The sequence below is a fragment of the Streptomyces sp. XD-27 genome (assembly GCF_030553055.1).
In the GTDB taxonomy this organism is placed as follows: Bacteria; Actinomycetota; Actinomycetes; order Streptomycetales; family Streptomycetaceae; genus Streptomyces.
Map to the genome: position 1 here is coordinate 2,973,193 of NZ_CP130713.1, position 23,845 is coordinate 2,997,037.

The 23,845-nt window shown below is 68.4% G+C and carries 17 protein-coding genes and 2 pseudogenes; 13 read left to right on the forward strand and 6 right to left on the reverse strand.

What is annotated here, in order from left to right; genetic code table 11:
• Positions 1-103: 103 nt before the first annotated feature.
• The 5 genes from Q3Y56_RS12550 to Q3Y56_RS12570 all read right to left on the reverse strand — a co-directional run bounded on the left by Q3Y56_RS12550 (position 104) and on the right by Q3Y56_RS12570 (position 5,511).
• Positions 104-925 carry an anti-sigma factor gene (locus Q3Y56_RS12550; protein ID WP_304462023.1) on the reverse strand — a complete coding sequence of 274 codons (822 nt, stop codon included), beginning with the start codon at positions 923-925 and terminating at the stop codon, positions 104-106.
• Positions 922-1,443 carry a sigma-70 family RNA polymerase sigma factor gene (locus Q3Y56_RS12555; protein WP_304462024.1) on the reverse strand — a complete coding sequence of 174 codons (522 nt, stop codon included), beginning with the start codon at positions 1,441-1,443 and terminating at the stop codon, positions 922-924. The genes Q3Y56_RS12550 and Q3Y56_RS12555 overlap by 4 nt, the downstream gene beginning before the upstream one ends.
• Before the next feature lie 183 nt (positions 1,444-1,626).
• Positions 1,627-2,226: an ABATE domain-containing protein gene (locus tag Q3Y56_RS12560; RefSeq protein WP_304462025.1), complete on the reverse strand. Its 600-nt coding sequence runs from the start codon at positions 2,224-2,226 to the stop codon at positions 1,627-1,629.
• 387 nt (positions 2,227-2,613) lie between these two features.
• The gene (locus Q3Y56_RS12565; protein ID WP_304462026.1) at positions 2,614-3,882 is read right to left on the reverse strand and encodes a uroporphyrinogen-III synthase; all 1,269 of its coding nucleotides are present in this window, start codon (positions 3,880-3,882) and stop codon (positions 2,614-2,616) included.
• A 228-nt stretch (positions 3,883-4,110) separates the two neighbouring features.
• Positions 4,111-5,511, reverse strand: a complete 1,401-nt coding sequence (locus Q3Y56_RS12570; RefSeq protein ID WP_304462027.1) for a NarK/NasA family nitrate transporter — start codon at positions 5,509-5,511, stop codon at positions 4,111-4,113.
• Between the two features lie 261 nt (positions 5,512-5,772).
• On the opposite strand from Q3Y56_RS12570, the gene Q3Y56_RS12575 reads away from it, so the two are divergent.
• The 10 genes and pseudogenes from Q3Y56_RS12575 to Q3Y56_RS12615 form a co-directional block, all read left to right on the forward strand.
• On the forward strand, positions 5,773-5,931 hold the full coding sequence (locus Q3Y56_RS12575; protein WP_304462028.1) for a hypothetical protein: 159 nt from the start codon (positions 5,773-5,775) through the stop codon (positions 5,929-5,931).
• A gap of 260 nt (positions 5,932-6,191) precedes the next feature.
• On the forward strand, positions 6,192-10,643 hold the full coding sequence (locus Q3Y56_RS12580; protein WP_304462029.1) for an RHS repeat-associated core domain-containing protein: 4,452 nt from the start codon (positions 6,192-6,194) through the stop codon (positions 10,641-10,643).
• A gap of 19 nt (positions 10,644-10,662) precedes the next feature.
• Positions 10,663-11,034 (forward strand): DUF6193 family natural product biosynthesis protein, encoded by a 372-nt coding sequence (locus tag Q3Y56_RS12585; RefSeq protein WP_304462030.1) that lies wholly within the window; start codon positions 10,663-10,665, stop codon positions 11,032-11,034.
• A gap of 141 nt (positions 11,035-11,175) precedes the next feature.
• Positions 11,176-11,622, forward strand: coding sequence for a hypothetical protein (locus Q3Y56_RS12590; RefSeq protein WP_304462031.1), 447 nt, complete (start codon positions 11,176-11,178; stop codon positions 11,620-11,622).
• The gene (locus Q3Y56_RS12595) at positions 11,619-12,182 is read left to right on the forward strand and encodes a hypothetical protein (protein ID WP_304462032.1); all 564 of its coding nucleotides are present in this window, start codon (positions 11,619-11,621) and stop codon (positions 12,180-12,182) included. Before Q3Y56_RS12590 ends, Q3Y56_RS12595 begins: the two co-directional genes overlap by 4 nt.
• Positions 12,182-16,981 (forward strand): putative T7SS-secreted protein, encoded by a 4,800-nt coding sequence (locus Q3Y56_RS12600; RefSeq protein ID WP_304462033.1) that lies wholly within the window; start codon positions 12,182-12,184, stop codon positions 16,979-16,981. Before Q3Y56_RS12595 ends, Q3Y56_RS12600 begins: the two co-directional genes overlap by 1 nt.
• 546 nt (positions 16,982-17,527) lie before the next feature.
• A pseudogene (locus Q3Y56_RS12605) lies at positions 17,528-18,022 on the forward strand (RHS repeat-associated core domain-containing protein); the annotation flags it as partial.
• A gap of 349 nt (positions 18,023-18,371) precedes the next feature.
• Complete coding sequence (locus Q3Y56_RS12610) at positions 18,372-18,683, forward strand: hypothetical protein (protein WP_304462034.1); 312 nt, start codon at positions 18,372-18,374, stop codon at positions 18,681-18,683.
• Positions 18,684-18,691: 8 nt separating this feature from the next.
• Complete coding sequence (locus tag Q3Y56_RS33490; protein ID WP_369696739.1) at positions 18,692-18,886, forward strand: hypothetical protein; 195 nt, start codon at positions 18,692-18,694, stop codon at positions 18,884-18,886.
• An 842-nt stretch (positions 18,887-19,728) separates the two neighbouring features.
• A pseudogene (locus tag Q3Y56_RS12615) lies at positions 19,729-20,256 on the forward strand (RHS repeat-associated core domain-containing protein); the annotation flags it as partial.
• 26 nt (positions 20,257-20,282) lie between these two features.
• On the opposite strand, the gene Q3Y56_RS12620 reads toward Q3Y56_RS12615, so the two are convergent.
• Positions 20,283-21,062 carry a transposase gene (locus Q3Y56_RS12620; RefSeq protein WP_304461596.1) on the reverse strand — a complete coding sequence of 260 codons (780 nt, stop codon included), beginning with the start codon at positions 21,060-21,062 and terminating at the stop codon, positions 20,283-20,285.
• A 197-nt stretch (positions 21,063-21,259) separates the two neighbouring features.
• Between Q3Y56_RS12620 and Q3Y56_RS12625 the strand changes: the two genes are divergently transcribed.
• From Q3Y56_RS12625 to Q3Y56_RS12630, 3 genes are all read left to right on the forward strand, one after another.
• Positions 21,260-21,772 (forward strand): hypothetical protein, encoded by a 513-nt coding sequence (locus Q3Y56_RS12625; RefSeq protein ID WP_304462035.1) that lies wholly within the window; start codon positions 21,260-21,262, stop codon positions 21,770-21,772.
• A 122-nt stretch (positions 21,773-21,894) separates the two neighbouring features.
• Entirely contained in the window at positions 21,895-22,122 is a 228-nt protein-coding gene (locus Q3Y56_RS33495; RefSeq protein ID WP_369696855.1) for an RHS repeat domain-containing protein, read from the forward strand.
• Positions 22,123-22,594: 472 nt separating this feature from the next.
• The gene (locus tag Q3Y56_RS12630) at positions 22,595-23,830 is read left to right on the forward strand and encodes an IS110 family transposase (protein WP_304462036.1); all 1,236 of its coding nucleotides are present in this window, start codon (positions 22,595-22,597) and stop codon (positions 23,828-23,830) included.
• Positions 23,831-23,845 lie beyond the last annotated feature (15 nt).

The window sequence follows — 23,845 nt, forward strand, 5'->3', positions numbered from 1 at the left end:
CCAGGGCATGTGCGCACCTGTCCGGACGACCTGACCTGAACGTAGTGGCCAGGGAATCGGTCGGGGAAACGCTCAGGGATCGGTCGGAGATCGGTCGGGATCGTCAGAGCTTGACGGTGGCCAGCCGCACGCCGCCGAGCGTACGGACCTCGAACCGGTCGATCTCGTCGCGGTTCAGGGCCGCGCCGCCGTGGGCGTACAGCGGTTTCCTGCTCCACTCGCTGCCGCCGTCCGGCAGGCCGTACCCGGGCGGGGGCACGCTCCAGGTGGTGACCGTCTGCCGCTCGCCGTTCTTGCCGACGGCGACCAGATCGCACCGCTCGGGGCCCCTGACGTTGGCCAGCCGGAGCACGACGTGCGTGCCCCAGGGCTTCTGTTCGAGCGCGACGGTGGCGGACACCTTGGTACGGGGGTCGGTGGCCCCGGTCTTCTCCCCGTGCCGGTACATCTCCTCGGCGAGGCTCTGGACGGACGGATGGCGGTCCGCGCCGGAGGAGTCGGAGGCGGAGGTGAGCGCGGCGGTGGCCAGCGGCCCCGCGATGATCAGCGCGGCGGCCGCGCCGACCAGGTACAGGCGCCGCCTGCGCGACGTACGGCGGCCGGCGGCCGCCTCGGCCAGGAGCCGGTCGAGCATCTCGGGTCCGGGCCGGGCGGTGATCGCCTGAGGGTCGGGCGCGGACGCGGCGAAGTCGGCGAGCAGCGGGGGCAGGCCCATGAGCCCGTCGAGTTCGGCGGCGCAGCGGTCGCACCCGGCGAGGTGCGCCTCGAAGCGGATGGCGTCGGCGTCGTCGAGGATGCCGAGCGCGTAGGCACCGACGTCGGTGTGCGGCGAGTCCGGCGGGCTCGCCGAGTTCGGCGAGTGCGGCGGCTGCCCCTGGTTCGGCGGGTTCGCCGAGTTCCCCGAGTACTCTGCGGGCGGCGTCATGCCGTCACTCCTCGTTCTTCGAGCGAGAGCCTCAGGGAGCGCAGGGCGTAGAAGACGCGGGACCGCACGGTCCCCGCCGGTACCCCCAGCACCTCCGCGGCCTCGCTCACCGTGCGTCCTTTGAAGTACGTCTCGACAAGGGCCTCCCGGTGCGCCTCGGTGAGGTCGCCGAGCGCGTCGGAGATGGTCATCAGGCGCAGCGCGCGGTCGATCTCGTCGGCCGCGGGCAGCAGTTCCAGCGGCGCCGGGTCGACCTCCTGGGGCCTGGCCTGCCGGCTGCGGTGCCCGTCGATCACGATCCGGCGGGCCACGGTCACCAGCCAGGGCCGCACCGAACCGGTCGCCTGCTGCAACTGGCCGGCATTGCGCCAGGCGCGCAGCAGGGTCTCCTGGACCACGTCCTCCGCGCGGTGGCGGTCGCCCGCCACCAGCCGGAGGACGAACGCGAGGAGCGGACCGGCGTGCTCGTGGTAGAGCGCCCGCATCAGCTCGTCGTCGGGCGATGTCCTCTCGGTCACCGTGGCATCCTGGCGCACCCGGCCCTCCTGGGTCGATAGGGCGTTGCCATCGTCGTCGTGGGTACGGATCGGGTACGCGGTCCGTTCAACGGCGAGGCGGGCTTTCTCATGTCCCTCCCCCCGCGCGGGCGAGGGCCTCTCTCCCCCCCCGGCTCGGCCTGCGCCCGGGCGCTCGGCCCGGCGTCAGGCCCGCGGCTCGGCGCTGGCGCGCCTGCGGTGCCGGGCCACCCGTTCGCGGTTGCCGCACACCTCGCTGGAGCACCAGCGTCTGCGCCGCCCGCGCGAGGTGTCCAGGTAGACGAGCGAGCAGGTCTCCCCCTCGCACCGGCGCAGCCGGCCGCGCGCGGCGGGGTCGGTGAGCAGTTCCACGGCGTCCCGCGCGACCTGGGCGAGCAGCGCCCCGCAGTCGGGCGCAGCGGCGAGGGAGCGGACGAGGGCGCCGTCCGCGTCCCGTACGGCGCGCGGGGCGGGTGGGGCCGTGGCGGCGAGGGCGTTGACGCGTTCCAGGTCGGCGCCGGTGGCCTGGCCGTCCACCTCCGTGTGCACGACGCGGTGCAGCAGGTCGCGCGTCGCGCGGAACCGGGCGAGCCAGCCGCCGTCGACCGCGTCCAGCGGAGTCCCGTGGGGCACCAGACCCGCGCCGAACAGCCAGTCCTTGAGCCGCTCGGGCCCGTCGAGATGCTCGACGGGTTCCTCGCTGAGCCGTCCGCCGAGCGTGGCGACCAGATCCAGGCAGATCCGCCCGGTGTCGAACCGCAGCGCGTGGGAGGCCGCCGCCGTCATGCTGCCGTCACCCCTTCGGTACGCGATGCCGGGCGCGTATGTGCCACCGTTCCGTGCCACTACAGGGTGCCCTTGGGGCGCGGGCACGGGAACCCCGTGTCGGCGCCGGGCTGTACGCGGGCGCGCGCCCCCGCCCCGCTTCCCGGCCGCGCCCGGTCGCGGCGCCCCCACTCGGGAGCGGCGCGCCGGTGGCGCCCCCTCGGAGTCGGGGGGCGGGAGGCGCGGGCACGGTCCGGGGGGCGGGAGGCGCGGACCCGGTCCGGGGGGGACAGGAGGCGTGGACCCGGTCCGGGGGCGACGCCCCGGAGCGGGCGAGCCGGGCGCCGCCCGCTGCAGGCAGCGGCAGGCAGCGGCAGGCAGCGGCAGGCAGCGGTCCGGGCAATCCCCCTACGCGTAGTCCGCGTACTTGCTCTCCGCCGCCGGGTCCAGCGCCAGCCGGTACCCGCGCTTGACCACCGTCTGGATGAGCTTCGGCGCGCCGAGCGCGCTCCGCAGCCGGGCCATCGCCGTCTCCACGGCGTGCTCGTCGCGCCCCCCGCCGGGCAGCGCGCGCAGCAGGTCGGCGCGCGCGACCACCCAGCCCGGGCGGCGGGCCAGGGTCCGCAGCAGGGCCATCCCCGCCGGGGGCACGGTGCGCAGTTCCCCGTCCACCACGACCGCGTGGCCGCGGATCTCCAGCCGCCGCCCGGCGACGGGCAACGGCCGGACGCGAGCGGGCAGTTCGGCGGTCAGCAGCTGGACGAGGGGGCCGAGCCGGAACCGTTCGGGCTGGCTGGTCGGGATGTCGTGGGCTTCGAGCGGCAGCGCGGTGACGGGGCCGACGCAGGCGGGCAGGACGTCGTGGCGCAGCGCGTCGAGGAGTTCGCCGAGCATGCCGCGCCGCTGGGCCCGGTCCAGCAGGCTGGCGGCGGCGGGCGCGCTGGTGAAGGTGACAGCGTCCAGGGCGCGGGCCACGGTCGCGTCCAGCAGCCGGTCGACGGGGCCGATGTCCTCCGGCGGCATCCAGCGGTACACGGGGACGCCGACGACCTCGGCGCCACCGGCCCGGAGCGCTTCGACGAAGCCGGGCAGCGGTTCGCCGTGCAGTTGGATGGCGACCCGGCGGCCTCTGACGCCGTCCTCCAGCAGCCGGTCCAGCACCTCGGCCATCGACTCGGAGGCGGGCGACCACTCCTCGGTCAGCCCGGCGGCCCGGATCGCACCGCGCACCTTGGGGCCGCGGGCGAGCAGCCGTACGCCGCGCAGCCGTTCCAGCAGCGCGTCGCCCACGCCCCAGCCGTCGGCGGCCTCGATCCAGCCGCGGAAGCCGATGGCGGTGGTGGCGACGACGACGTCGGGGGCGTCGTCGATGAGCTGCTTGGTGGCGGTCAGAAGTTCGGCGTCGTCGGGGAGCGGGACGATACGGAGGGCGGGCGCGTGCAGCACGGCGGCACCGCGCCGCCGCAGCAGGGCGCCGAGCTCGTCGGCGCGGCGGGCGGCCGTGACCCCCACGGTGAACCCGGCGAGCGGCCCGGGCCCGGCGGTGTCACCGGGCCGCGTGCCGAGTCGGCTCTCCGGGGGCGTCCGCCGCCCGGTGTCCGGCTCGGTTCCCAGCTCGGTGTCCTGTTGTCGCGTGTCTTGTCGCGTGTCCTGTCGCGTGTCCTGCTGTCCGTGCATGGTTCTCGTCCCGATCCGCTGTGGTCAGCGCGTCCTGACGGGGTCCGCGTTTCCCGCGGAGATCCTGGGCGGAGTCCGCGACCCTGGTTGGCCTGGTGGAACCCGGGTGGAGTCCGCAATCCTGCCGACGGGGCGTGTCGGACGCGGTTCCGCGCGGTTTCCCCGGTGTTACGGACGTACGGTCCGACCGAGCGGCCGGACCGTACGCCCCCTCCCCCGTGTGGCGGCTCACACGTCCGCGTAGGCGGGCTGCCGGGGCGCCGCGGCGGCTTCGGCGGTGACGTCGGCGACCGGCGGCGCGGCCGGGACCGCGGCCCGCCGCAGGTATACGGCCCAGGTCAGCACCGAGCACACCGCGTAGAAGGCGAGGAAGGAGACGAAGGCGGGGGTGCCGGAGTGGGCGGTGAGGAAGGACTGGCGGAAGGCGAGGTTGATGCCGAGCCCGCCGAGCGCGCCGACCGCGCCGATCAGCCCCATGGCCGCGCCGGACAGCCGCCGCCCGTAGACCGCGGCCTCCTCGCCCGCCATGCCGCGAGCGACGGCCTTGGCCTGGAAGATGGCGGGGATCATCTTGTACGTGGAGCCGTTGCCGAGGCCGGAGAGGACGAACAGCGCGATGAACCCGACCAGGAAGACGGGCAGGGACCGCTCGGCGGAGGCGTAGACGACCACGAGCGTCGCGGCGGCCATCGCGGCGAAGTTGCCGAGGGTGATCCGGGCGCCTCCGTACGCGTCGGCCAGCCGCCCGCCGACCGGCCGGATCAGCGAGCCCAGCAGCGGCCCGATGAAGGTGAGCGAGGCGGCCTGCAGCGGGGTGCGGTCGAACTGGTTCTGCAGGACGAGCCCGAAGGCGAAGCTGTACCCGATGAACGACCCGAAGGTGCCGATGTAGAGGAAGGACATGATCCAGGTGTGCGGGTCCCTGGCCGCGTCCTTCACCGCCCCCGAGTCGTTCCGCACCGGCGCGAGGTTGTCCATGTACAGCGCGGCGAGTACGGCGGCGACGACGATGAGCGGGATGTAGCAGCCGAGCACGATCCGCGGGTGCGCGGCCCCGGCCGTGCCGATGACCAGCAGCCCCACCAGCTGGATCACCGGCACCCCGATGTTCCCGCCGCCCGCGTTGAGCCCGAGGGCCCACCCCTTCTTCCGCAGCGGATAGAACGAGTTGATGTTCGTCATGGACGAGGCGAAGTTGCCCCCGCCGACGCCCGTGAGCGCCGCGACCACCATGAACGTGGTGTACGAGGTCCCCGGCTCCATCACGAACGCGGCGGCGCCGGCGGGCAGGAGCAGCAGCACGGCGCTGACGACCGTCCAGTTCCGGCCGCCGAACCGGGCGACGGCGAAGGTGTACGGCACCCGCAGCACGGCCCCGACCAGGGTGGGCACGGCCACCAGGAAGAACTTCCCGGCCGGGTCGACCCCGTACTCGGGCCCCATGAACAGCACCATCACCGACCACAGGCTCCAGATGGAGAACCCGATGTGCTCGGAGAGGATCGAGAACACCAGATTCCGCCTGGCGACCCGCTCTCCCTCCTCCCGCCAGAACCCCTCGTCCTCCGGATCCCACCGCTCGATCCAGCGTCCCCTCGTGCGTACGGCGGTGATACTCGACCCGGTCATCGCGCCTCCAGAGGGCTGTCGCAGCTCGTTCGTGGGGGGGGTGTCGACGTCCGACGCTAGGAACGGCGCGTTTCCGGGGCTGTGGCGGCAGGTGACACGGACGAAACCTTGCTCTCACGGGGCGGGGGCGGGCGCGGTGAGCCGCCGACCGCACGTACGACACGTGGGGACCGAGACGCGGGGAGGGCGTCCAGCATCACTCGACGATGACGCCTGCCGTATGGTCTGAATGATCTTGGAAGCCACATGGGGGGTGGGGGGATGAGCGTCGTTCTGCCTGATGAGTTGAGCATGGTGCTCAATCTCATCGGCGTGAGTTGGCCGAATGTCGATGAGGACGACTACCGCGACATGGCCGACGCGCTCCGGGATTTCGCGACCGAGATCGATACCGGGCGGGGGATACGCAGACGGCGCTGAACCGGCTCATCTCGACCAACCGCGGCGAGACGACCAATGCCATCAACGCCCATATCGGCAAGCTCAACGGGAAGCATCTGCACAACCTGGCGGAGGCCTCGCGGCTGCTCGCCGGTGGCCTGGACGGGGCCGCGACCCTTGTCGCGGGCGCCAAGATAGCGGCGGTCGGGTATCTGGGTGTTCTGGCGGCCGAGGTCGCCACCGCCCAGGCGACGGCGGTCATCACCCTCGGGCTGTCGGAACTGGCGGCCCTGGGCGGCGTGGCGATCACCCGCACCCTGGTGAAGAAGGCGTTCAAGGAGGCCGCCAAGTTCGCCGCCGAGGAGATTCTGGCCGTCGTCACCGCGCCGGCGTTCGCGGCGCTGGAGAACATGGCGACGGATCTGATCGTCCAGGTCGTCGAGGACGAGGTGGGACTGCGGGACGGCGTCGACCTGAACCAGACCAAGCAGGCCGGCAAGGACGGGCTGCAGCTCGCCAGCGTCGACGGCGGCGGGGGCCTGGTGCTGGCCAGTGTGGGTTCGGGCGGGGGCAGCGGCGATCTGGTCTTCGACGAGCACGAGCACAACACCTTCGCCTCGCGGACCTATGACCATTCCAAGCACTTGGACGAGAAGGGTGGCCCCCACCTCACCCGCAGCCGTGGCCACTTCGGCCGCACCAAGGGCAAGGGCGATCTCGCGCAGACCATCGAGAACGCCGTCGAGAAGGCGATGACCTCGCTCGGTGGGGCCCACGGCAAGCTGAAGAAGCATCTGAACGATGTCGGCGACGGGCTGGTCAAGGCGGGTGGCGGGCACAAGGCCCGCAACGAGAAGGTCCGCGACGACTTCAAGGGCGTCAAGAAACCGGATGTGGACGGCCCGCCGGCCGACGGCAAAGGCGGGGGCGGGGGCGGCGGGAGCAGGTCAACCGCCGGTGGCGGCTCCAAGGGCAACAAGCAGCACGTCAAGCCGGACTCGCTGCGGGATGCGAAGTCCGACCCGCGCCGCAACGGCATCTCCCTGAACAAGAAGACGTGCAAGAACGACCCGGTGGACGTGGCGACCGGCGAGATGACCCTCCAGCAGACCGACCTGTCCCTGCCGGGGGTACTCCCGCTGGTCCTGCGGCGCACCCATCTGTCCGAGTACCGCTTCGGGCACTGGTTCGGCCGCAGCTGGGCCTCCACCCTGGACGAGCGCCTCGAACTCGACACGATGGGCGTGGGGGCGGTCTGGGCTCGCGAGGACGGCTCGATCCTGGTCTACCCCCACCTGCCACGGCCCGGTGGGGAAACGGTTCTCCCCATGGAGGGCCCTCGCCTGCCGCTGGTCCACGGCGGCCATGACGGTCCGGAGACCACCTACCAGGTCATCGACCCGCACACCGGCCTGACCCGCTCCTTCACCGGTAGCCCCTACCGCGAATCCACCGCCTACTGGCTCACCGAAATCCACGACCGCAACAACAACCGCATCGAGTTCGCCCGCCGCGGCGACGGCTCCCCCACCGCCGTCCTCCACGACGGCGGCTACACCGCCCACCTCACCTGCGAGGACGGCCGAATACACGAGCTGGCCCTGCGCACCCCCGACGGCCCGGTCACCGTCATGGCCTACGGCTACGACACCGACGGCAACCTCGACGCGGTCACCAACTCCTCCGGCCTGCCTCTGCGCTTCACCTACGACGCGGATGCGCGCATCACCTCCTGGACCGACCGCAACGACTCCACCTTCCGCTACCTCTACGACACCAGCGGCCGAGTCGTGCGCACCGTCGGCCCCGACGGCTACCTCTCCTCCACCTTCGCCTACGACACCGAGAACCGGATCACCCGCTACACCGACTCCACCGGCGCCACCACCGCCTTCCAACTCAACGAACACCTCCAGGTCATCGCAGAGACCGACCCGGCAGGCCACACCACACTCCAGGAATGGGACCAGTACGACCGCCTGCTCTCCCGCACCGATCCACTGGGCCACACCACCACGTACACCTACGACGGCCACGGCAACCTCACCGGCGTCGCGCACCCGGACGGCACCTCGGCCGCCATCACCTACAACGAGTTGCACCAGCTCGCCTCTGTTACCGGGCCGGACGGCTCCACCTGGCGCCAGGGGTATGACGAGCACGGCAACCCGACCGTCTTCACCCGCCCGGACGGGACCGCGACCCGCCTCACCCACAATGCCCATGGCCACCTCACCGGCGTGGACGACTCCTTGGGCGCGCTGGACCGGCTGCGCTGCGACGGGGCCGGCCTCCCCCTGGCCGTCCGCGGCCCGCTGGGTACCGTCACTCACTACGAGCGCGACGCCTTCGGCCGCCCGACCCGGATCACCGACCCGCACGGCCGCACCACCGAGCTGGAGTGGACCGTCGAGGGCAAGCTCGCCCGCAGGGTCGAGCCGGACGGCTCGCAGCAGTCCTGGACGTACGACGGCGAGGGCAACTGCCTGGTCCACAGGGACGCGATGGGCGGCGAGACGCGCTACGAGTACACCCACTTCGATCTGGTCTCGGCCCGTACCACCCCCGGCGGGGCGCGCCACGAGTTCGCCTATGACACCGAATTGCGCCTCTCCCGTGTCACCAACCCGCAGGGTCTGACCTGGAGCTACGCCTACGGCCAAGCCGGCCGCCTGACGTCCGAGACGGACTTCGACGGCCGTACCCTCTCCTACACCCATGACGCACTCGGCCGGCTGGCCACCCGGACCAACGGAGCCGGCCAGACGGTCCGCTTCGAGCGCGACACTGCGGGCCGCGTGCTCGCCAAGGACGTCGACGGAGCGCTCACCCGCCTCACCTACGACGGCCTCGGCCGCCTCACCGGCGCGGTCGGCCCGGACGCCGAGCTGTCGTATATCCGGGACGACGCGGGCCGCGTCCTGCGGGAGATATGCAACGGCCGCGAGCTGTCCCACGCCTACGACGAGGCGGGCCGCCGCATCCGCCGTACGACTCCCACGGGGGCGGTCAGTTCGTGGACGTACCCCTCGACGGGCCGCGGCGCGCTGCTGGACTCCTCAGGCCACAACGTGGTCTTCGAGTTCGACGAGGCGGGCCGGGAGACCACCCGTCGCATCGGCGAGACGCTGACGATCGACCATACCTACGACACTCTGGGGCGCCTCACCGACCAGCGGGTTCGGGGTACCGGCGACCGAACCGTCCAGCACCGCTCGTACACCTACCGTCCGGACGGCCACCTCACCTCGATCGACGAGCACCTCGGCGGCCGGCGACAGCTCGACCTGACCCGGGAGGGGAGGGTCACGGGTGTCACCGCGGAGAACTGGAGCGAGCGGTACGCCTACGACGAGGCGGGCAACCAGACGGAGGCGACCTGGCCGGAGGACGGCGGCGCCGCCGGCCCCCGTGAGTACGCCGGGACCCGGATCACCCGCGCCGGCTCGGTCCGCTATGAGCACGACGCCCAGGGCCGGGTCGTCCTGCGCCAGAAGCGGCGTGTCTCCCGCAAGCCGGACACCTGGCGCTACGGCTGGGACGCGGAGGACCGCCTGGTGTCGGTCACCACTCCGGACGGCACCCGCTGGCGCTACCTGTACGACCCGCTGGGCCGCCGCATCGCCAAGCAGCGCCTGACGCCGGACGGCGCCGGGGTCGCCGAGCAGGTGGACTTCACCTGGGATGGCGACACCCTGGTCGAGCAGACCAGCCATACCCCTGGCTCGCCGCAGGCCACCGTCCTCACCTGGGACCACGACGGCGTGAAGCCCGTCACCCAGGTGGAGCGCAGGCTCCTGGACCAGTCGGAGATCGATCGTCGCTTCTTCGCGATCGTCACCGACCTGGTCGGCGCCCCGCGGGAGCTCGTGGACGAACAGGGCGAGGTGGCCTGGCGCACCCGCGCCATGCTGTGGGGCACCACGACCTGGAACCGCGACGCGACGGCGTACACCCCGCTCCGCTTCCCGGGCCAGTACTTCGACCCGGAGTCCGGGCTCCACTACAACCGCCACCGCCACTACGACCCGGCCTCCGGCCGCTACGTCTCCCCTGACCCGCTCGGCCTGGTCCCGGCGCCCAACCCGGTCACGTACGTCGAGAACCCGACGAGGTGGATCGACCCGCTGGGTCTGGCGGGCTGCCCGCACCGGGCCAGCGGCGAGCATCCGCACAGTGTGGTTCTGGGCCCGAACAACCCGGGGTCGCCCAACGGCCCCTCGAACAGGCTGGCAAGGTGGCTACGCAACGATCCCAACGACGTGCAACACGACCCGAATCGCCCTCAGGATCCGGGCGCGCACACCTACAACGGCCAGGACTACTCCTATGGCGAGCCGCCTGACTGGATGACGAACGTCGTGGCCGCGGTGAGCGAGCGAGGGACCACCTTGTCGATCACCCTCGACGGCATGCCGAACGAAGCGGGCGACAAACGCAACTGGGACACGCCGGAGAGCATCGTGGAGGCCTTCCACAAGGCCGCCGTTTTCGGGGCTGACTTCAACATGGAGCGCCGCGAGAACTATCCCCCGCCCGGTGTCGGGGGTACCGCCTGGGAGATGAGCCAGGTCGCGTACTACGTGCGCAAATACGAGATCGATACCCTGATGGACGAGCCGGAGGACATGCGCGGCGGACGCCCGTGGGAGTCGATCCGCTGGTACACCCAGGATGAAAACGGGGGATTCAAGGAGATCAAGGTTCCCAAGCCGGACCTCCCCGAGATTCAGCCCCGCCGTGTGCGATGACAAGAGGTGATGGTGCCCCATGACGGGCCAGGAGAATTTCCAGAACGAAGCAGAAATCGTGGCCGCCCAATGGCAGAGCCTCCTTGAGGAGGGAGGGGACCTGGTCGACCCGGCCATGGTCCGTGCCGCGTACGCACAGCCGCGGCTGCGGGAGTTGTACCCCGGAGTCAGCCACGGCGTCCTGTTCTTTCGCCGCGGCACCGGACCGGATGCCGCCCCCGTCGGGGGCTACGTGTACCGCAAGGTCGAAGGCGGCTACTGGGTCCGCGGCCCGGGCGGCAAGGGCACCCTCGGTGATGTTGACACCCTTGAGGAGGCTTTCGCACTGGTCGTGGCCAGCCTCCCCGAGGACTGCAGCCCGGCCATCGACGGCACGGCGGACGGCTTCTGACTCGGGGCAGGAACACTGCGGCGGCCGCGGGCAGCCGCCCGGCACAGCCCCCGAAACCCGAGGTCACCCCTCGCCGGGGAACCAAGACCATTTGTCATATCGTCTGAGCGATCAACAGGGCGGTGAGGGGCGGGAGCCGACGTGGGACTGTCGGAAGAGATAGCGGCGATACGGGCGGGGGACGGCGACCCGGCCGCACTGATCGGGGAGTTCCGGCGTACGGCGGTGCTGGTGCCGGCCCTGGACGACGGCGGCTTGATGACGGCGGCCCGCGGGGGGATCCGCTGGATCTACGCCTTCACCGACGAACCGGCGCTGGTGCGTTTCGCCGAGGGCCGAGGAACCACCGCCGACAACGTCGGCGACGACGGCCTGCCGTACCTGAGCCTCCTGGGCGCACGGCTGCTGGACGAGGTGATCCCGGCGGTGGACGGCCCGACGGGGGTCGCGGTGAACGTGGCGGATCAGGACGGCTCGATGCTGTTCCCGCCGGTGCGGGGGATCGTGCCGGACGCGGTCGCGGTGGACGTGGACGCCGCCATGGACGCGGATGTGGACGTGGATAGCCAGGGGGAGGGCACGCGATGAGCGGCGGCAAGGGCAACGCGGATCTGGCGATCGACCCGGCGTACCTGAAGAAGCTGACCCAGGGAATCAAGGGCGCGATCGGCGAGCTCAGGGAGATCGGCTCGGAGACCGACGCGGTCATGGGAGCTGGATTCGAGGAGCTGTCGCTCACCTCGATGGAGGCCGGCCACAACGGACTCGCCAAGGACTTCGAGAGCTTCGTCGAGCTGTGGGAATGGGGCGTACGCGGGTTGGTCCAGGACGCCAACGATCTGGCGGAGAGGCTGGACCTGGCAGCCGGAGAGCACTGGGAGGAGGAGAAGTACCGCGCGACCACCTTCAAGGTGGCGGCCAACGCGGTGGCGGGCAACCCGCACCTCAGCGAGGAGGAAGTCGCGAACAAGTCCGTGGAGGAACTGTTCTCGGCCGACACCTACAAGCCCGACTACAGCGCGGAGTCCTTCAAGAAGGCCGGGTCGGACATCAAGGAGACCTGGAAGACCACCGCCGACCAGGCCGGCCACAAGACGAAGCTGAGCCTCCCCGCGGATCTGCAGCAGCACTCGGGGGGTGAGCACTGATGGGTCTCCTTGATGACATCAAGGACGGCGCCAGTTCCGTCAAGAACGGCATCGAGGACGGCATCGAGTACGGTGTCGAGAAGGTCGAAGAAGGGGCCGAGTACGCGGCTGAGAAGACCGGCGAAGCGACCGAATACGTCGGCGACAAGGTCGCCGACGGCCTGGAGAAGGTCGGTGCGGACGGCGCCGCCGACTGGGTCCGCGACAAGTCCAGGTCGGCGGCCAACTACCTCGGCGCGGACGTCTCCGAGCTGGAGCTGGGCCAGACCGAGGACCCCAAGAAGCTGGTCTACGGCAGCGTCTCGAAGATCAACTCCACGGCCCGCCATCTGAGGGACTTCCAAAAGGCCTTCGACAAGGTGGGCGACGGCCTTAAGGGCCTGGACTCGGAACACTGGAAGGGCAAGACCGCGAATGCCTTCCGGGAGGAGGTCTCGGTCAAGCCCAAGGCGTGGTACAAGGCCGCCGACGCCTGCGAGAAGGCCGCCAAGGCGCTGGAGTCGTTCGCCAAGACCGTGAAGTGGGCGCAGGGGCAGGCCCAGCAGGCCCTCGAGGCGTACAACAAGGCCCTGAAGGAATCCGCGGCGGCCGTCAAGGCGCACAACGCCAAGATCGATGCCTACAACGAGGCCGTGAAAAAGGGCGAGGACCCCGGCGAGAAGCCAGGCCCGTTCAAGGACCCCGGCAAGGCCAAGGCCGAGGCGGCCCAGGACAAGCTGGACGGGGCCCGCACGCAGCGCAACACCGCCGCGGCGGAGGCCCGTAAGAAGATCAAGGAAGCCCACGACGCGGCGCCGCCCAAGCCGTCACTGCACGAGCGGACCGAAGACCGCAAGCATGGCATCGCCCTGGACGCGGAGCACTTCGCCGGCGGCATCATCAAGGGCACGGCCGGTGTGATCGGCTTCGCCCGGAGCGTGAACCCGACCGACCCGTACAACCTCACGCACCCGGCCGAGTACGCGACCAGCCTGAACAACACCGCGGCCGGCCTGTACACGGCGGCCAGCGACCCGGTCGGCACCGCCAAGAACCTGGCCCACGCCTTCGCCAAGGACCCGAGCGAGGGGTTCGGCCGGGCGATCCCCGAGATCTTCGGGGCGAAGGGGCTGGGCGGCGTGAAGGCGGGGGTGAACGCGGGCAAGGCGGCGCGGCATCTGCCGGGGGCAAAGGGGCCGGGCCGCAAGTCCCATAGTGAACGCCCCAACGAGAACACGGAACCGCCCCAGAGCCGGAAGGAGTGCGGCGACCCGGTCGACGTGGCCACCGGGAAGATGTTCCTGCCCCAGACGGATGTGACGCTTCCTGGGGCACTGCCGCTGGAGTTCAAACGTCAGACAGAGTCCGGCTTCGCAGTGGGCCGCTGGTTCGGCCCTTCCTGGACGAGCACGGTGGACCAGCGGCTGGAGATCGACGCCGAAGGTGTCATCTTCATCAGCGAGGACGGCCTGATCCTGGCGTACCCCCACCCGGCCCCCGGGGTGCCCACCCTCCCCGAGGCGGGCCCACGGTGGCCATTGGAACGGGACGCACACGGCGACTACACCCTGACCGAGCCGGAGACCGGGCGGGTGCGCCACTTCACGGGCCCGCGAGGGGAGGAGAACGGCGGTGACGGAGAGGCGCGCCTGGAGCAGATATCCGACCGTGGCGGCCACCGGATCACCTTCGAGTACGACTCCGTGGGTGCGCCGACCGCCGTTGTCCACAGCGGCGGATACACGCTGAAGCTCACGACGGCGGACCGCCGGATCACCGCTCTCCACCTGGCGGGCGCCGGTGCTGACGGGACAGACCAAGAGCTGGTCCGTTACGGCTACACCGACGGAAGCCTCACGGAGGTCGTCAACTCCAGCGGCTTGCCGATGAGTTTCGAGTACGACGACGAGCGCCGCGTCATCGCCTGGATCGACACCAACGGCTCACGCTACGACTACGTCTACGACAACCTGGACCGGTGCATCGCCCAGGGCGGCGAGGCGGGCCACGTCGCGCTGCGGTTCGACTACAACGGGGCGGCGGAGCACCCCGGGCACCGCGTCACGACGGTCACGACCACAGAAGGCGCGGTCAGCCGCTATGTGGTCAATGAGCGATGCAAGGTCGTCGCCGAAACGGACCCACTAGGCAACACCATCCGCACCGAGTACGACCGCTTCGACCGGGTCGTGTCCCGCACCGACGCCCTGGGGCAGACCACCGGCTACGAATACGACGAGGCCGGTCACCTCACGGCGATCACCAGCCCTGCCGGCAGCCGCTCCACTGCCGAGTACAACGAGCTCGGCCTCCCGGTGGCGCTGACCGGCCCGGACGGCGCCACCTGGTACCAGACGTACGACGAGGCGGGCCGCCGCACGTCGGCGACGGACCCGGCGGGCCACACCACCCACCATGCGTACGACGAGATGGGCCACTTGGCCGCCGTCACCGACGCGCTGGGCGCGACGACCCGAGTCCGCTGCAACAAGGCGGGCCTGCCGGTCGAGATCACGGACCCGCTGGGCGGGACGACCACGTACCACCGGGACGGCTTCGGCCGCCCGACGACGATCGTGGACCCGACGGGCGCGACGACGCGCCTGACGTGGTCGGTGGAGTCCAAGCTGACCAGCCGCACAGCGCCGGACGGCTCGCAGGAGCGGTGGACGTACGACGGCGAGGGCAACTGCGTCACGCACACGGACGCGATCGGCGGCGTCACACGTTACGAATACACGCACTTCGACCTGATGGCGGCCCGCACGGGCCCGGACGGCGTGCGGTACGAGTTCACCCACGACGCGTCGCTGCGCCTGACAGAGGTCGCCAACCCGCAGGGCCTGACGTGGCGGTACGAATACGACGCGGCCAGCCGCCTTCTGGCGGAGAAGGATTTCGACGACCGCAGGGTGGCGTACACGTACGACGTTGCGGGCCGCCTGGCGACCCGAACCAACCCCCTGGGCCAGACGGTCACGTACGAGCGGGACGCGGCGGGCCGCACGGTCAGCAAGGACGCCGACGGCAGGGTCACCACCTTCGCGTACGACGCGGCGGGCCGCCTGATGTCGGCGTCGGGGCCGGACGCGGAGGTGGTGTACCAACGCGACCGCTTGGGCCGGGTGAAGGCCGAGATGGTCGCGGGCCGAGTCCTCACGCACACGTACGACGCGCTGGGCCGCCGCACGCGCCGCGTGACGCCGACCGGCGCGATCAGCACGTACGCGTACGACGCGGCGGGCAACCGCACGACGCTGACGGCGCAGGGCCACACCCTGGCCTCTGACCACGACGCGACGGGCCGCGAAACGATTCGCCGCGTAGGCGACACCCTGACCCTGACGAACACCTGGGACCCGCTGGGCCGCCTCACAGCACAAGAACTGACCGGTGCGTCCGAGGCCAGGATCCAGCACCGGGCATACACGTACCGCGAGGACGGCCACCTCACCGGGATGGCCGACCACCTGAACGGCCCCCGCACTTTCGACCTGGACACGGCGGGACGGGTCACGGCGGTCCACGCAGCAGGCTGGACGGAGACCTACGCCTACGACGAGGCAGGCAACCAGACCCAGGCAGCTTGGCCCGCCGACCACCCGTCCCAGGACGCGACGGGCACCCGCGCCTACACCGGCACCCGCCTCACCCGCGCGGGCAGCTACCGCTACGAACACGACGCCGCGGGCCGCCTCATGCTCCGCCAGAAGACACGCCTGTCGAAGAAACCGGACACCTGGCGCTACGAATGGGACGCCGAGGACCGCCTCCGCCAGGTGACCACCCCGGACGGCACCCGGTGGCGCTATCTATACGACCCCTTCGGCCGCCGAGTGGCGAAGCAGCGCCTGGACGCGGACGACGAGGTGACCGAGGAGGTCACCTTCACCTGGGACGGCCCCACCCTGGTGGAGGAGACCACCACCGCTCCGGGATTGCCGAACCCGGTGACGCTGACGTGGGACCACGCGGGCCTGCGCCCGATAACCCAGTCAGAGCGCATCACCGACGCCACGACGCAACGCGAGATCGACGCCCGCTTCTTCGCGATCGTCACGGACCTGGTGGGCACCCCGACGGAACTCGTAGCCGAGACGGGCGACATCGCCTGGCGCACCCGCAGCACCCTGTGGGGCACCACGACGTGGGCATCGAACAGCACGGCGTACACCCCCCTCCGTTTCCCCGGCCAATACTTCGACCCAGAAACGGGCCTGCACTACAACGTACAGCGCTACTACGATCCAGAATCAGCCCGCTACCTCTCAGCGGATCCGCTTGGCCTCACCCCGGCCCCTAACCCGGCGACCTACGTCCCTAATCCCCACACCTGGGCAGATCCGCTCGGCCTGGCACCGTGCAAGCGATCGCTCATCGGCCGGCTTAAGTCTCTCTTCAGCCGCGAGGACTCGCCATCCCCAACGCCAGGAACACCGAACTCCCAACCGCCACGCATGCTGGAACCGCCAAACCCGGGCATCGACAGCGTCAGCCACCTTTACGGCCCGTACCACAGACTAGGGTCACCCACTCAAACCCCTGAGGTTACCCAGCAGGTCCTTCAATCCGGAGAACTGTGGGGTCGGGCCTCTCGCTGGGGAGGAGACGAGATGGTCCAGGCCCACAACGGACCCATTCCGAGCAGTGCACCACCTGGAAGTTTCGAATTTTACACATCAGTCGAGCCGAAGCCGGCAAGAAACACGCCTCCTGGCTACGTAGCATGGGAGCTAGGAAGCGAAGCAGGCGTGAATAGAGTCAGGAGCGGCGGCGAGGATTTCGCCTCTATCCCTGTCTTCGTCACGGAAACGAGGTAACATGCGCCGGATTGAATCATCCAGCTTCCAAGGGTCACCACAGCGGTACATTGCGCAGCTAGAGGTGACCACGGAGATTGTCCAGTCACTGTGGGGTCGTCCCGACGTGACGCGAGATGACCTCGGAGAGTGGCTAACATTCGCCTTCGCGCTCAGAAGCGGAACGTTGACCGCACTGGTGAGGGAGGTACACAATGCACCTAGCCCCGGCTATATCCTGACGGCAATCGGACGCAAAAACCCGTCCGATATATTGTCGGAATTCCTCGCTCAATCTGGCTTGAGTGCCGCTCGGGTTTCACATAAAGGTTTCGAGTAACACGACGCGCCTTCGAATAGGAATCTGATACATATTCCAAGGCGGCATCGCGCGAACTCGATGGCCACTGATGTCGACCTACGGCAAGAGATTCCATACATGCCGGTCTCGCTAGCGCATGGCACCGATCCTCGTTGCAGCAAAAGGACTTCAGCCACAAGTAGCACAAGACCTCTGAGGGCAGTAGCAAATAAGCGCTCGTTTCCCCCTAAGGCGCGGATGACGAAGTCACCGAAGAGAACACCTTCACCTGGGATGGCCCGACTTCGGTGGAGGAAACCACCACCACTCCGGGATTGCCGAACCCTGTCACGCTGACCTGGGACCACGCAGGCTTGCGCCCGATATCCCAAACAGAACGCATCACTGATGCCACGACCCAACGCGAGATCAACACTCGCTTCTTCGCCATCGTCACAGACCTGGTGGGCACTCCGACGGAGCTGATCGACGAGACGGGCGACATCGCATGGCGCACCCGCAGCACCCTGTGGGGCACCACGACGTGGACGAGGGACAGCACGGCCTACACTCCGCTCCGCTTCCCGGGCCAGCACTTCGACCCGGAATCGGGCCTGCACTACAACGTCCAGCGCTATTACGACCCGAAGACGGCTCGCTATATCTCGGCGGACCCTCTTGGCTTCATGCCTGCCCGCAACCCGGCGACATACGTCGACAATCCGCACACATGGACTGACTCTCTCGGCCTTGCGCCCGACTGCGATGACGACGGACCTACAACAACACACGACGATCTGACGCGTGTGGGACGATGGATGTCACCGGCCGAACATGAGGCAATGGTATCCACAGGAAAAGTACAGGAAGGAAATGGAGGATCAACCTACGTTGCGCACCCAGCAGATCCTGCCGCATACTATCGACAGACTGCGCCTGGAATCGGTACGTCGAATTCGATGTCCCCAGGAGTTCTTTGAGTCCCGGAGGTGAACCGGGGTGGGCTCAAATCCGAAGCCCGAATCACTCACTAGCCGAAAGACTCGCCAAGATCGGCAGACCCGTGCCACCGGTTCCTGACGCATTGAATATAGAATGGCTCCAGACAAAGTGACCGAAGACAGCAACGAAGCCGCCCTTCGCCAGCTGATCATCCGCCGCCGACCGGCCCTCAACAGCCAGCAAGTCGACGTATCAGCGGGAGAAAATCCCGAGAGCGCTGGCAACGACCCCATCATGTGGGTTGATTTCTCCCGAGACCTGCGATGGGGGCGGATTTCTCTTTGGCGCGGAGGAGAAGTAGAGCTAGAGCTAGCAGACCTGGAGACCGGCGAGATCAAGCCACTTCACTTCACCCTGGTGAATCCTGATCGGATAATTCCGATCATCGATCGCCTTACTGCTTGGGTCGGCGCACGGTGACCTGCGACGTGCAGTGCACGCGAATCCCGGCCGGACTCGGAAAAATCCTTGTCAACTCAATCGAGGACGTTAAGGCTCAGCCGGACTTCTCGGCGTTCGTTATCTCGCGCACCGAATTTGAAGAGTTGTGGAGCCAGTGTCCTGGTCGGCGCGATCTCGAGGCAATACAGTCAGCTTCGGCTGGTCCACCTCACCAGGGATAGGACCAGCCGAGCAGGAGTCCGGTCAGCTCGTGGCAAGGATTACCCAGATCGCGAATCCGCAGGCGGCGGACATCGCAACAACGAAAGCCAGTCCCGCGCACTGACCCAGCTCGGCCGCAAAATGCCTGATGGTCCTCAACCACAGGGACGACGCACGTGGCCGCACATGCCCCTCCCCGCATCCCTGCGGCTGGTCAGGAGCGGAGGCGGAGAACGCCGCCGTTACCCCTCCGCTCCACGGCCCGGGGCAGCCTCCCCGCCCAGTTGGGTTGGGGTCGACACGCCAGTGCTTATGTGTCGTCATAAGGAACTGGCAGTGCGTTGGATCGGCCCGTGCGTGGTCGATGGCCCACACCCCGACCGGGCGCGGATCGTTGTCCACCCAGCACTCCTGAAATTCCGATCCGGGAGGACTGGGCGGCATACTTCGATGTCCCCGCCGAGGAGGCCCACAGGCGTGCCTGATCCCGTAGTCCTGCGCATCGTGTCCCTTGAGGCCGCAGCCACCGAGTGGACGGCGGTCTGCGTCGTGCGATGCATCGAGGGAACCGCCACCGTCGGCATGAACTTCCACGTTAAAGAATCACAGGGCGCAGATGGTCGATCCGTTCCGTTGACGCTCACGCGAATCGAGTGGTATGGCAAGCAGGTCGAGCAACTCGACACTGTCCATTCCGGCAGGGTCACGCTAACTGGCACAGGGAGCGAACATCTGCGACCGCAGAACACTCTCACTTCGTTTGATCCCACGAATGATAGGAACTCCACAGGAGGAAGTTGGTGATCGGCTACGCATAAGCGAAGCCCCGGTAAGACAGCATCGCCCCCCCAGATTCGGCCCCTGGCGCTACGAATGGGACGCCGAGGACCGCCTCCGCCAGGTGACCACCCCGGACGGCACGAGGTGGCGCTACCTGTACGACCCGTTCGGCCGCCGCGTGGCGAAGCAGCGCCTGGACGCGGACGAGAAGGTGGGCGAAGAGATCACCTTCACCTGGGACGGCCCCACATTGGTGGAGGAGACCACCACCGCTCCGGGATTGACGCTGACCTGGGACCACGCCGGCCTCCGCCCGATCTCCCAAACGGAACGCATCACCGACGCCACGACGCAACGCGAGATCGACACCCGCTTCTTCGCCATCGTCACGGACCTGGTGGGCGCCCCCACAGAACTGGCCGACGAAACGGGCGACATCGCATGGCGCACCCGCAGCACCCTGTGGGGCACCACGACGTGGGCATCAAACAGCACGGCGTACACCCCACTGCGCTTCCCCGGCCAATACTTCGACCCAGAAACGGGCCTGCACTACAACGTCCAGCGCTACTACGATCCAGAATCAGCCCGCTACCTCTCAGCGGACCCGCAAAAGTTTGTCTCGTGACGCTGTGATCAGTGGCTGAGGGCGAGGTTGTGCATGTGGGCGACGCCGCTGGTGGCCCACCAGACGCCGTCGCCTTTCAGGCGGCAGTCGCGCAGGATCTTCCAGTTCTTCATGCGGGCGAAGGCGTGCTCGACGCGGGCGCGTACCCGCCGGTGGGAGGTGTTGTGCTGTTCCTTCCAGTCGGGCAGCCGGTCCTGCCCGGCCTGGCGACGGTGGGGCATCAGGACGCCGGTGCCCTGGTAGCCGCCGTCGGCGAGGACGGTCGCGGTGCCGCATGCCCCCTTGATGCCGGACTCGGCGAAGGCGGTGCAGTCGTTGCGGTTGCCGGGCAGCGGGCGGCCGACGGCCAGCACCACCCGGGTGTCCGCTTTGATCAGGACCTGGAGGTTCGCCGAGTACCGGTAGTTCTTCGACGAGGCCGACACCGTCCGGTCTCTCGTGGGCACCAGTGTGCCGTCCACGATGAGGATGTGGTGCCGTCCGGGCTTGTGCTTGCCCGGGGCCAGGGCCAGCAGGGGCCCGTGCCGGCCGATCATCCGGCCGACGGCCGCGGGGGAGATCCCGAAGAGCGGGGCGAGCTGGCGCATGGTGAGGTTCGTACGGCAGTACATCGCCACGAGCAGGACCCGGTCCTCCAGGGGCAGTGCCCACGGGCGGCCCGGCCGGTCCGGGTCCAGAGCCCGGCCACCGTTGCGGTGGACAGCCCGCACCAGACGCTGGAACTGACGCGGGCGGAGCCCGGTGAACACCTCTATGAGCTCACGTCGTTGAGCCGTGACAACCTGCACGACTAGCTCAACGCCGCACCCGACCGCGAGTTACGAGACAGGCTTTAGGACTCGAACCGGCACCCAACCCAGCAACCTATGCCCACAATCCCCTGACTTGGACCGACTTCCTTGGTCTGGCGCCAGACTGTCCCGAAGAGGCAGCACCTGGGATCGTTTACCGGGCACTCGCGCCGGGGAAAGATCCGGCGTTGGGGTTGACTGCACGTAATCCTGATGCAGTCGAAGTAACCCCACTGTCGCACGTTGCCAAAAAGAGACAAAGCCCACGGATATCGACAACCAAGCTTCCCGAGATCACCTTCGGTAAGTACAATGAGGGAAATGGGGTCGCCACCATCAACCTAGAAAAGATTCCAGGGGAACAGAAGGCGTATCATTATAGGATATTGGGAATGAAGCATTCGAGTCCGGAAGTACTGGAAGCCCTAGATCTAGCCTGGGACGACGAGTCCGGCTTCCTTGGCCTCCTGAGGGCCGGAAATTTCTCACAATCGCTGGCCGAGGACTACCTGTCGCTTCTCAATTCGATTGAAATCGATGAAGGTGAAGCCTTTCATCAGGATTTCGTCAGACTGATCTGGTTCGCCCCAATCTTCATGGAATGGCAAGTCGAACGCACACGCGAAGCCGGTGCGGACGAGAGAGGGCTTACCAATGCAGTCGACCGCATTCGCGAACGGATCATGGAACTCTTGGGGACTCCATGAATGGCCGTAGGGTGAATTTGAGGGTCGGCAGCATCTCGCTCTCCATTGGAGAATGGTATTAATTCGGTCCGCCTTTTGACTCGCCGCGTCGCGGGTCGGTTGGCAGAGCCTCGTGTGAAGAGATTGACGCCGAGGACCGCCTCCACCAGGTGACGACCCCGGACGGCACACAGTGGCGCTACCTGTGTGACCCGTTCGGCCGCCGAGTGGCGAAACAGCGCCTCAACACGGACGACGAGGTCACCGAACGGAGAGGGGGAGCGGACCGGGCGGTGGTCCAGGCGGGACAGGACCGACGGGTCGAGGCCGTAGATCGCCCGTACCCTTCAAGCAGGCTCGATCGGGCATGAGCGGCGGCCCCGGATACCGGGGCCGCCGCTCGCCCTCGCTGCTAATTAAGAGCTGCGATCAGGATCGCTACAGTACGGGCGTGCAGGTGGGCACCCGGTCGGGCTGTAAACTCCGCGTCCAGCCAGGAAGGCCGGATGCGACTCCTGTAGGCCTGCCCATCAAGGGGCTCCAACTGACTTCGTCGGCCGGCCTTCCGGGGCGCCCCATGACTGCTCATTAAGAGTGGCGACTCGATCGCTTGTACGGACTTGCCGGTGGGTGTCCCTGCTGTCTGATGATCGTTATATCTACAGCCTGGAAGGCTGGATGCGACTTTAGATCGCCTGCCCGTCAAGGGGCTCCCGGAGACTGCGTCGGCCGGCCTTCAGGTCACCCTCGCTAACTGATTAAGAGCTGCGATTCGATCGCTCGTACGGACTTGCTCTGGGGTGGCCTGGCGCTCCCCGTCCGTGATCGACCTGGAGAGACGAGATGACGCAGCGGCCACCACAGGTGTGGGCCGGGATCGATGTAGGAAAGGGACACCACTGGATCACGGTGGTCGACAGCGACGGCGACCCTCTGTGGAACCGCAAGGTAATCAATTCCGAGTCCGACATCCTGGCCGCATTCGGTGAGGCCATGGGCATGTCGGACCACGTGACCTGGGCTCTCGATCTCATTGACGGTCCGGCATCTCTGCTCTTGGGCGTCCTGGCTAACCATGGTCAGAACCCGCGGTACGTCACCGGCTCGAAGTTCGCGGCCTTCAAGAAAAGCTTCAGTGGCCAGGGCAAGACCGACCTGAAGGACTCCTACATCATTGCCGAGTTCGCCCGCTGCCTCCGACGGCAGACAGTCCCTGTGCCGGCGCCCCCCAGGCTCACCAAGGAACTCACGCTCATCCTGGCCCACCGCAACGGCCTCTCAACCGAACGCACCAGGACCATCAACCGCATGAGAGCCCTGCTCACCAGCATCTTCCCGGGGCTGGAACGGTCCTTTGACTTCGCCCAGTCCGCAGGGCCGCTGGTCCTGCTGTCCGGATACCAGACGCCGGCGGCCATCCGGCGCATGGGCGAGAGCAGGTTGACTGCCTGGCTCGCCAAGCGTGGCGTAAGGAAGGCAGCAGCCATCGCAGAGAAGGCCGTAACAGCCGCCAAGGCCCAGGAGTCAGCGGCCAGTGAAGAAGACCTGGCGGCCGAGCTGGTGGCCGAACTCGCCCAAAAAATCACGGAGATGAACAGCCGACTGAAGGAGCTGGAGAAGAAGGTCAAGGAACTTCTCTCCCAGCACCCCCAGGCGCCCATTGTCCTTTCCATGCCCGGCTTCGGCGGAGTTCTCGCGGCCGAACTTCTCGCGGCGATCGGCGACATCTCACGGTTCCCGACCGCTGGGCGGCTCGCTGTCGCGTCAGGGATGGCCCCTGTCTCTCGTGACTCCGGATCGAACACGGGAAACCGTCTGCGCCCGACCCAGTACAGTCGCCCCCTCCAGCGGGCATTCTTCCTGTCGAGTCAGATCGCGTGCGGAACCGTGGGGACGTGGGAGAACGAGATGTACCTACGCAAGTACAAGGGCTACACACACGACAAAGGCCGCCACAAGAAGGCCGTGATCGCGGTCGCCCGCCAGCGAGTCTCCATCCTGTGGGCCATGCTCCGCGACGGCCGGCTCTACGAGAGGGAGTACAACCCCGCGAAAGGGCAGCCGAAGAGGTCCAGGTAGCTTGACTAAACCCAT

What these genes read in the sequence shown, in the direction of transcription:
- Q3Y56_RS12585 (WP_304462030.1), top strand. Translation starts at nt 10,663, where the DNA reads ATGACGGGCCAGGAGAATTTCCAGAACGAAGCAGAAATCGTGGCCGCC.
- Q3Y56_RS12600 (WP_304462033.1), top strand. Translation starts at nt 12,182, where the DNA reads ATGGGTCTCCTTGATGACATCAAGGACGGCGCCAGTTCCGTCAAGAAC.
- Q3Y56_RS12550 (WP_304462023.1), bottom strand. Translation starts at nt 925, where the DNA reads ATGACGCCGCCCGCAGAGTACTCGGGGAACTCGGCGAACCCGCCGAAC.
- Q3Y56_RS12575 (WP_304462028.1), top strand. Translation starts at nt 5,773, where the DNA reads ATGAGCGTCGTTCTGCCTGATGAGTTGAGCATGGTGCTCAATCTCATC.
- Q3Y56_RS12570 (WP_304462027.1), bottom strand. Translation starts at nt 5,511, where the DNA reads ATGACCGGGTCGAGTATCACCGCCGTACGCACGAGGGGACGCTGGATC.
- Q3Y56_RS12595 (WP_304462032.1), top strand. Translation starts at nt 11,619, where the DNA reads ATGAGCGGCGGCAAGGGCAACGCGGATCTGGCGATCGACCCGGCGTAC.
- Q3Y56_RS12560 (WP_304462025.1), bottom strand. Translation starts at nt 2,226, where the DNA reads ATGACGGCGGCGGCCTCCCACGCGCTGCGGTTCGACACCGGGCGGATC.
- Q3Y56_RS12565 (WP_304462026.1), bottom strand. Translation starts at nt 3,882, where the DNA reads ATGCACGGACAGCAGGACACGCGACAGGACACGCGACAAGACACGCGA.
- Q3Y56_RS12630 (WP_304462036.1), top strand. Translation starts at nt 22,595, where the DNA reads ATGACGCAGCGGCCACCACAGGTGTGGGCCGGGATCGATGTAGGAAAG.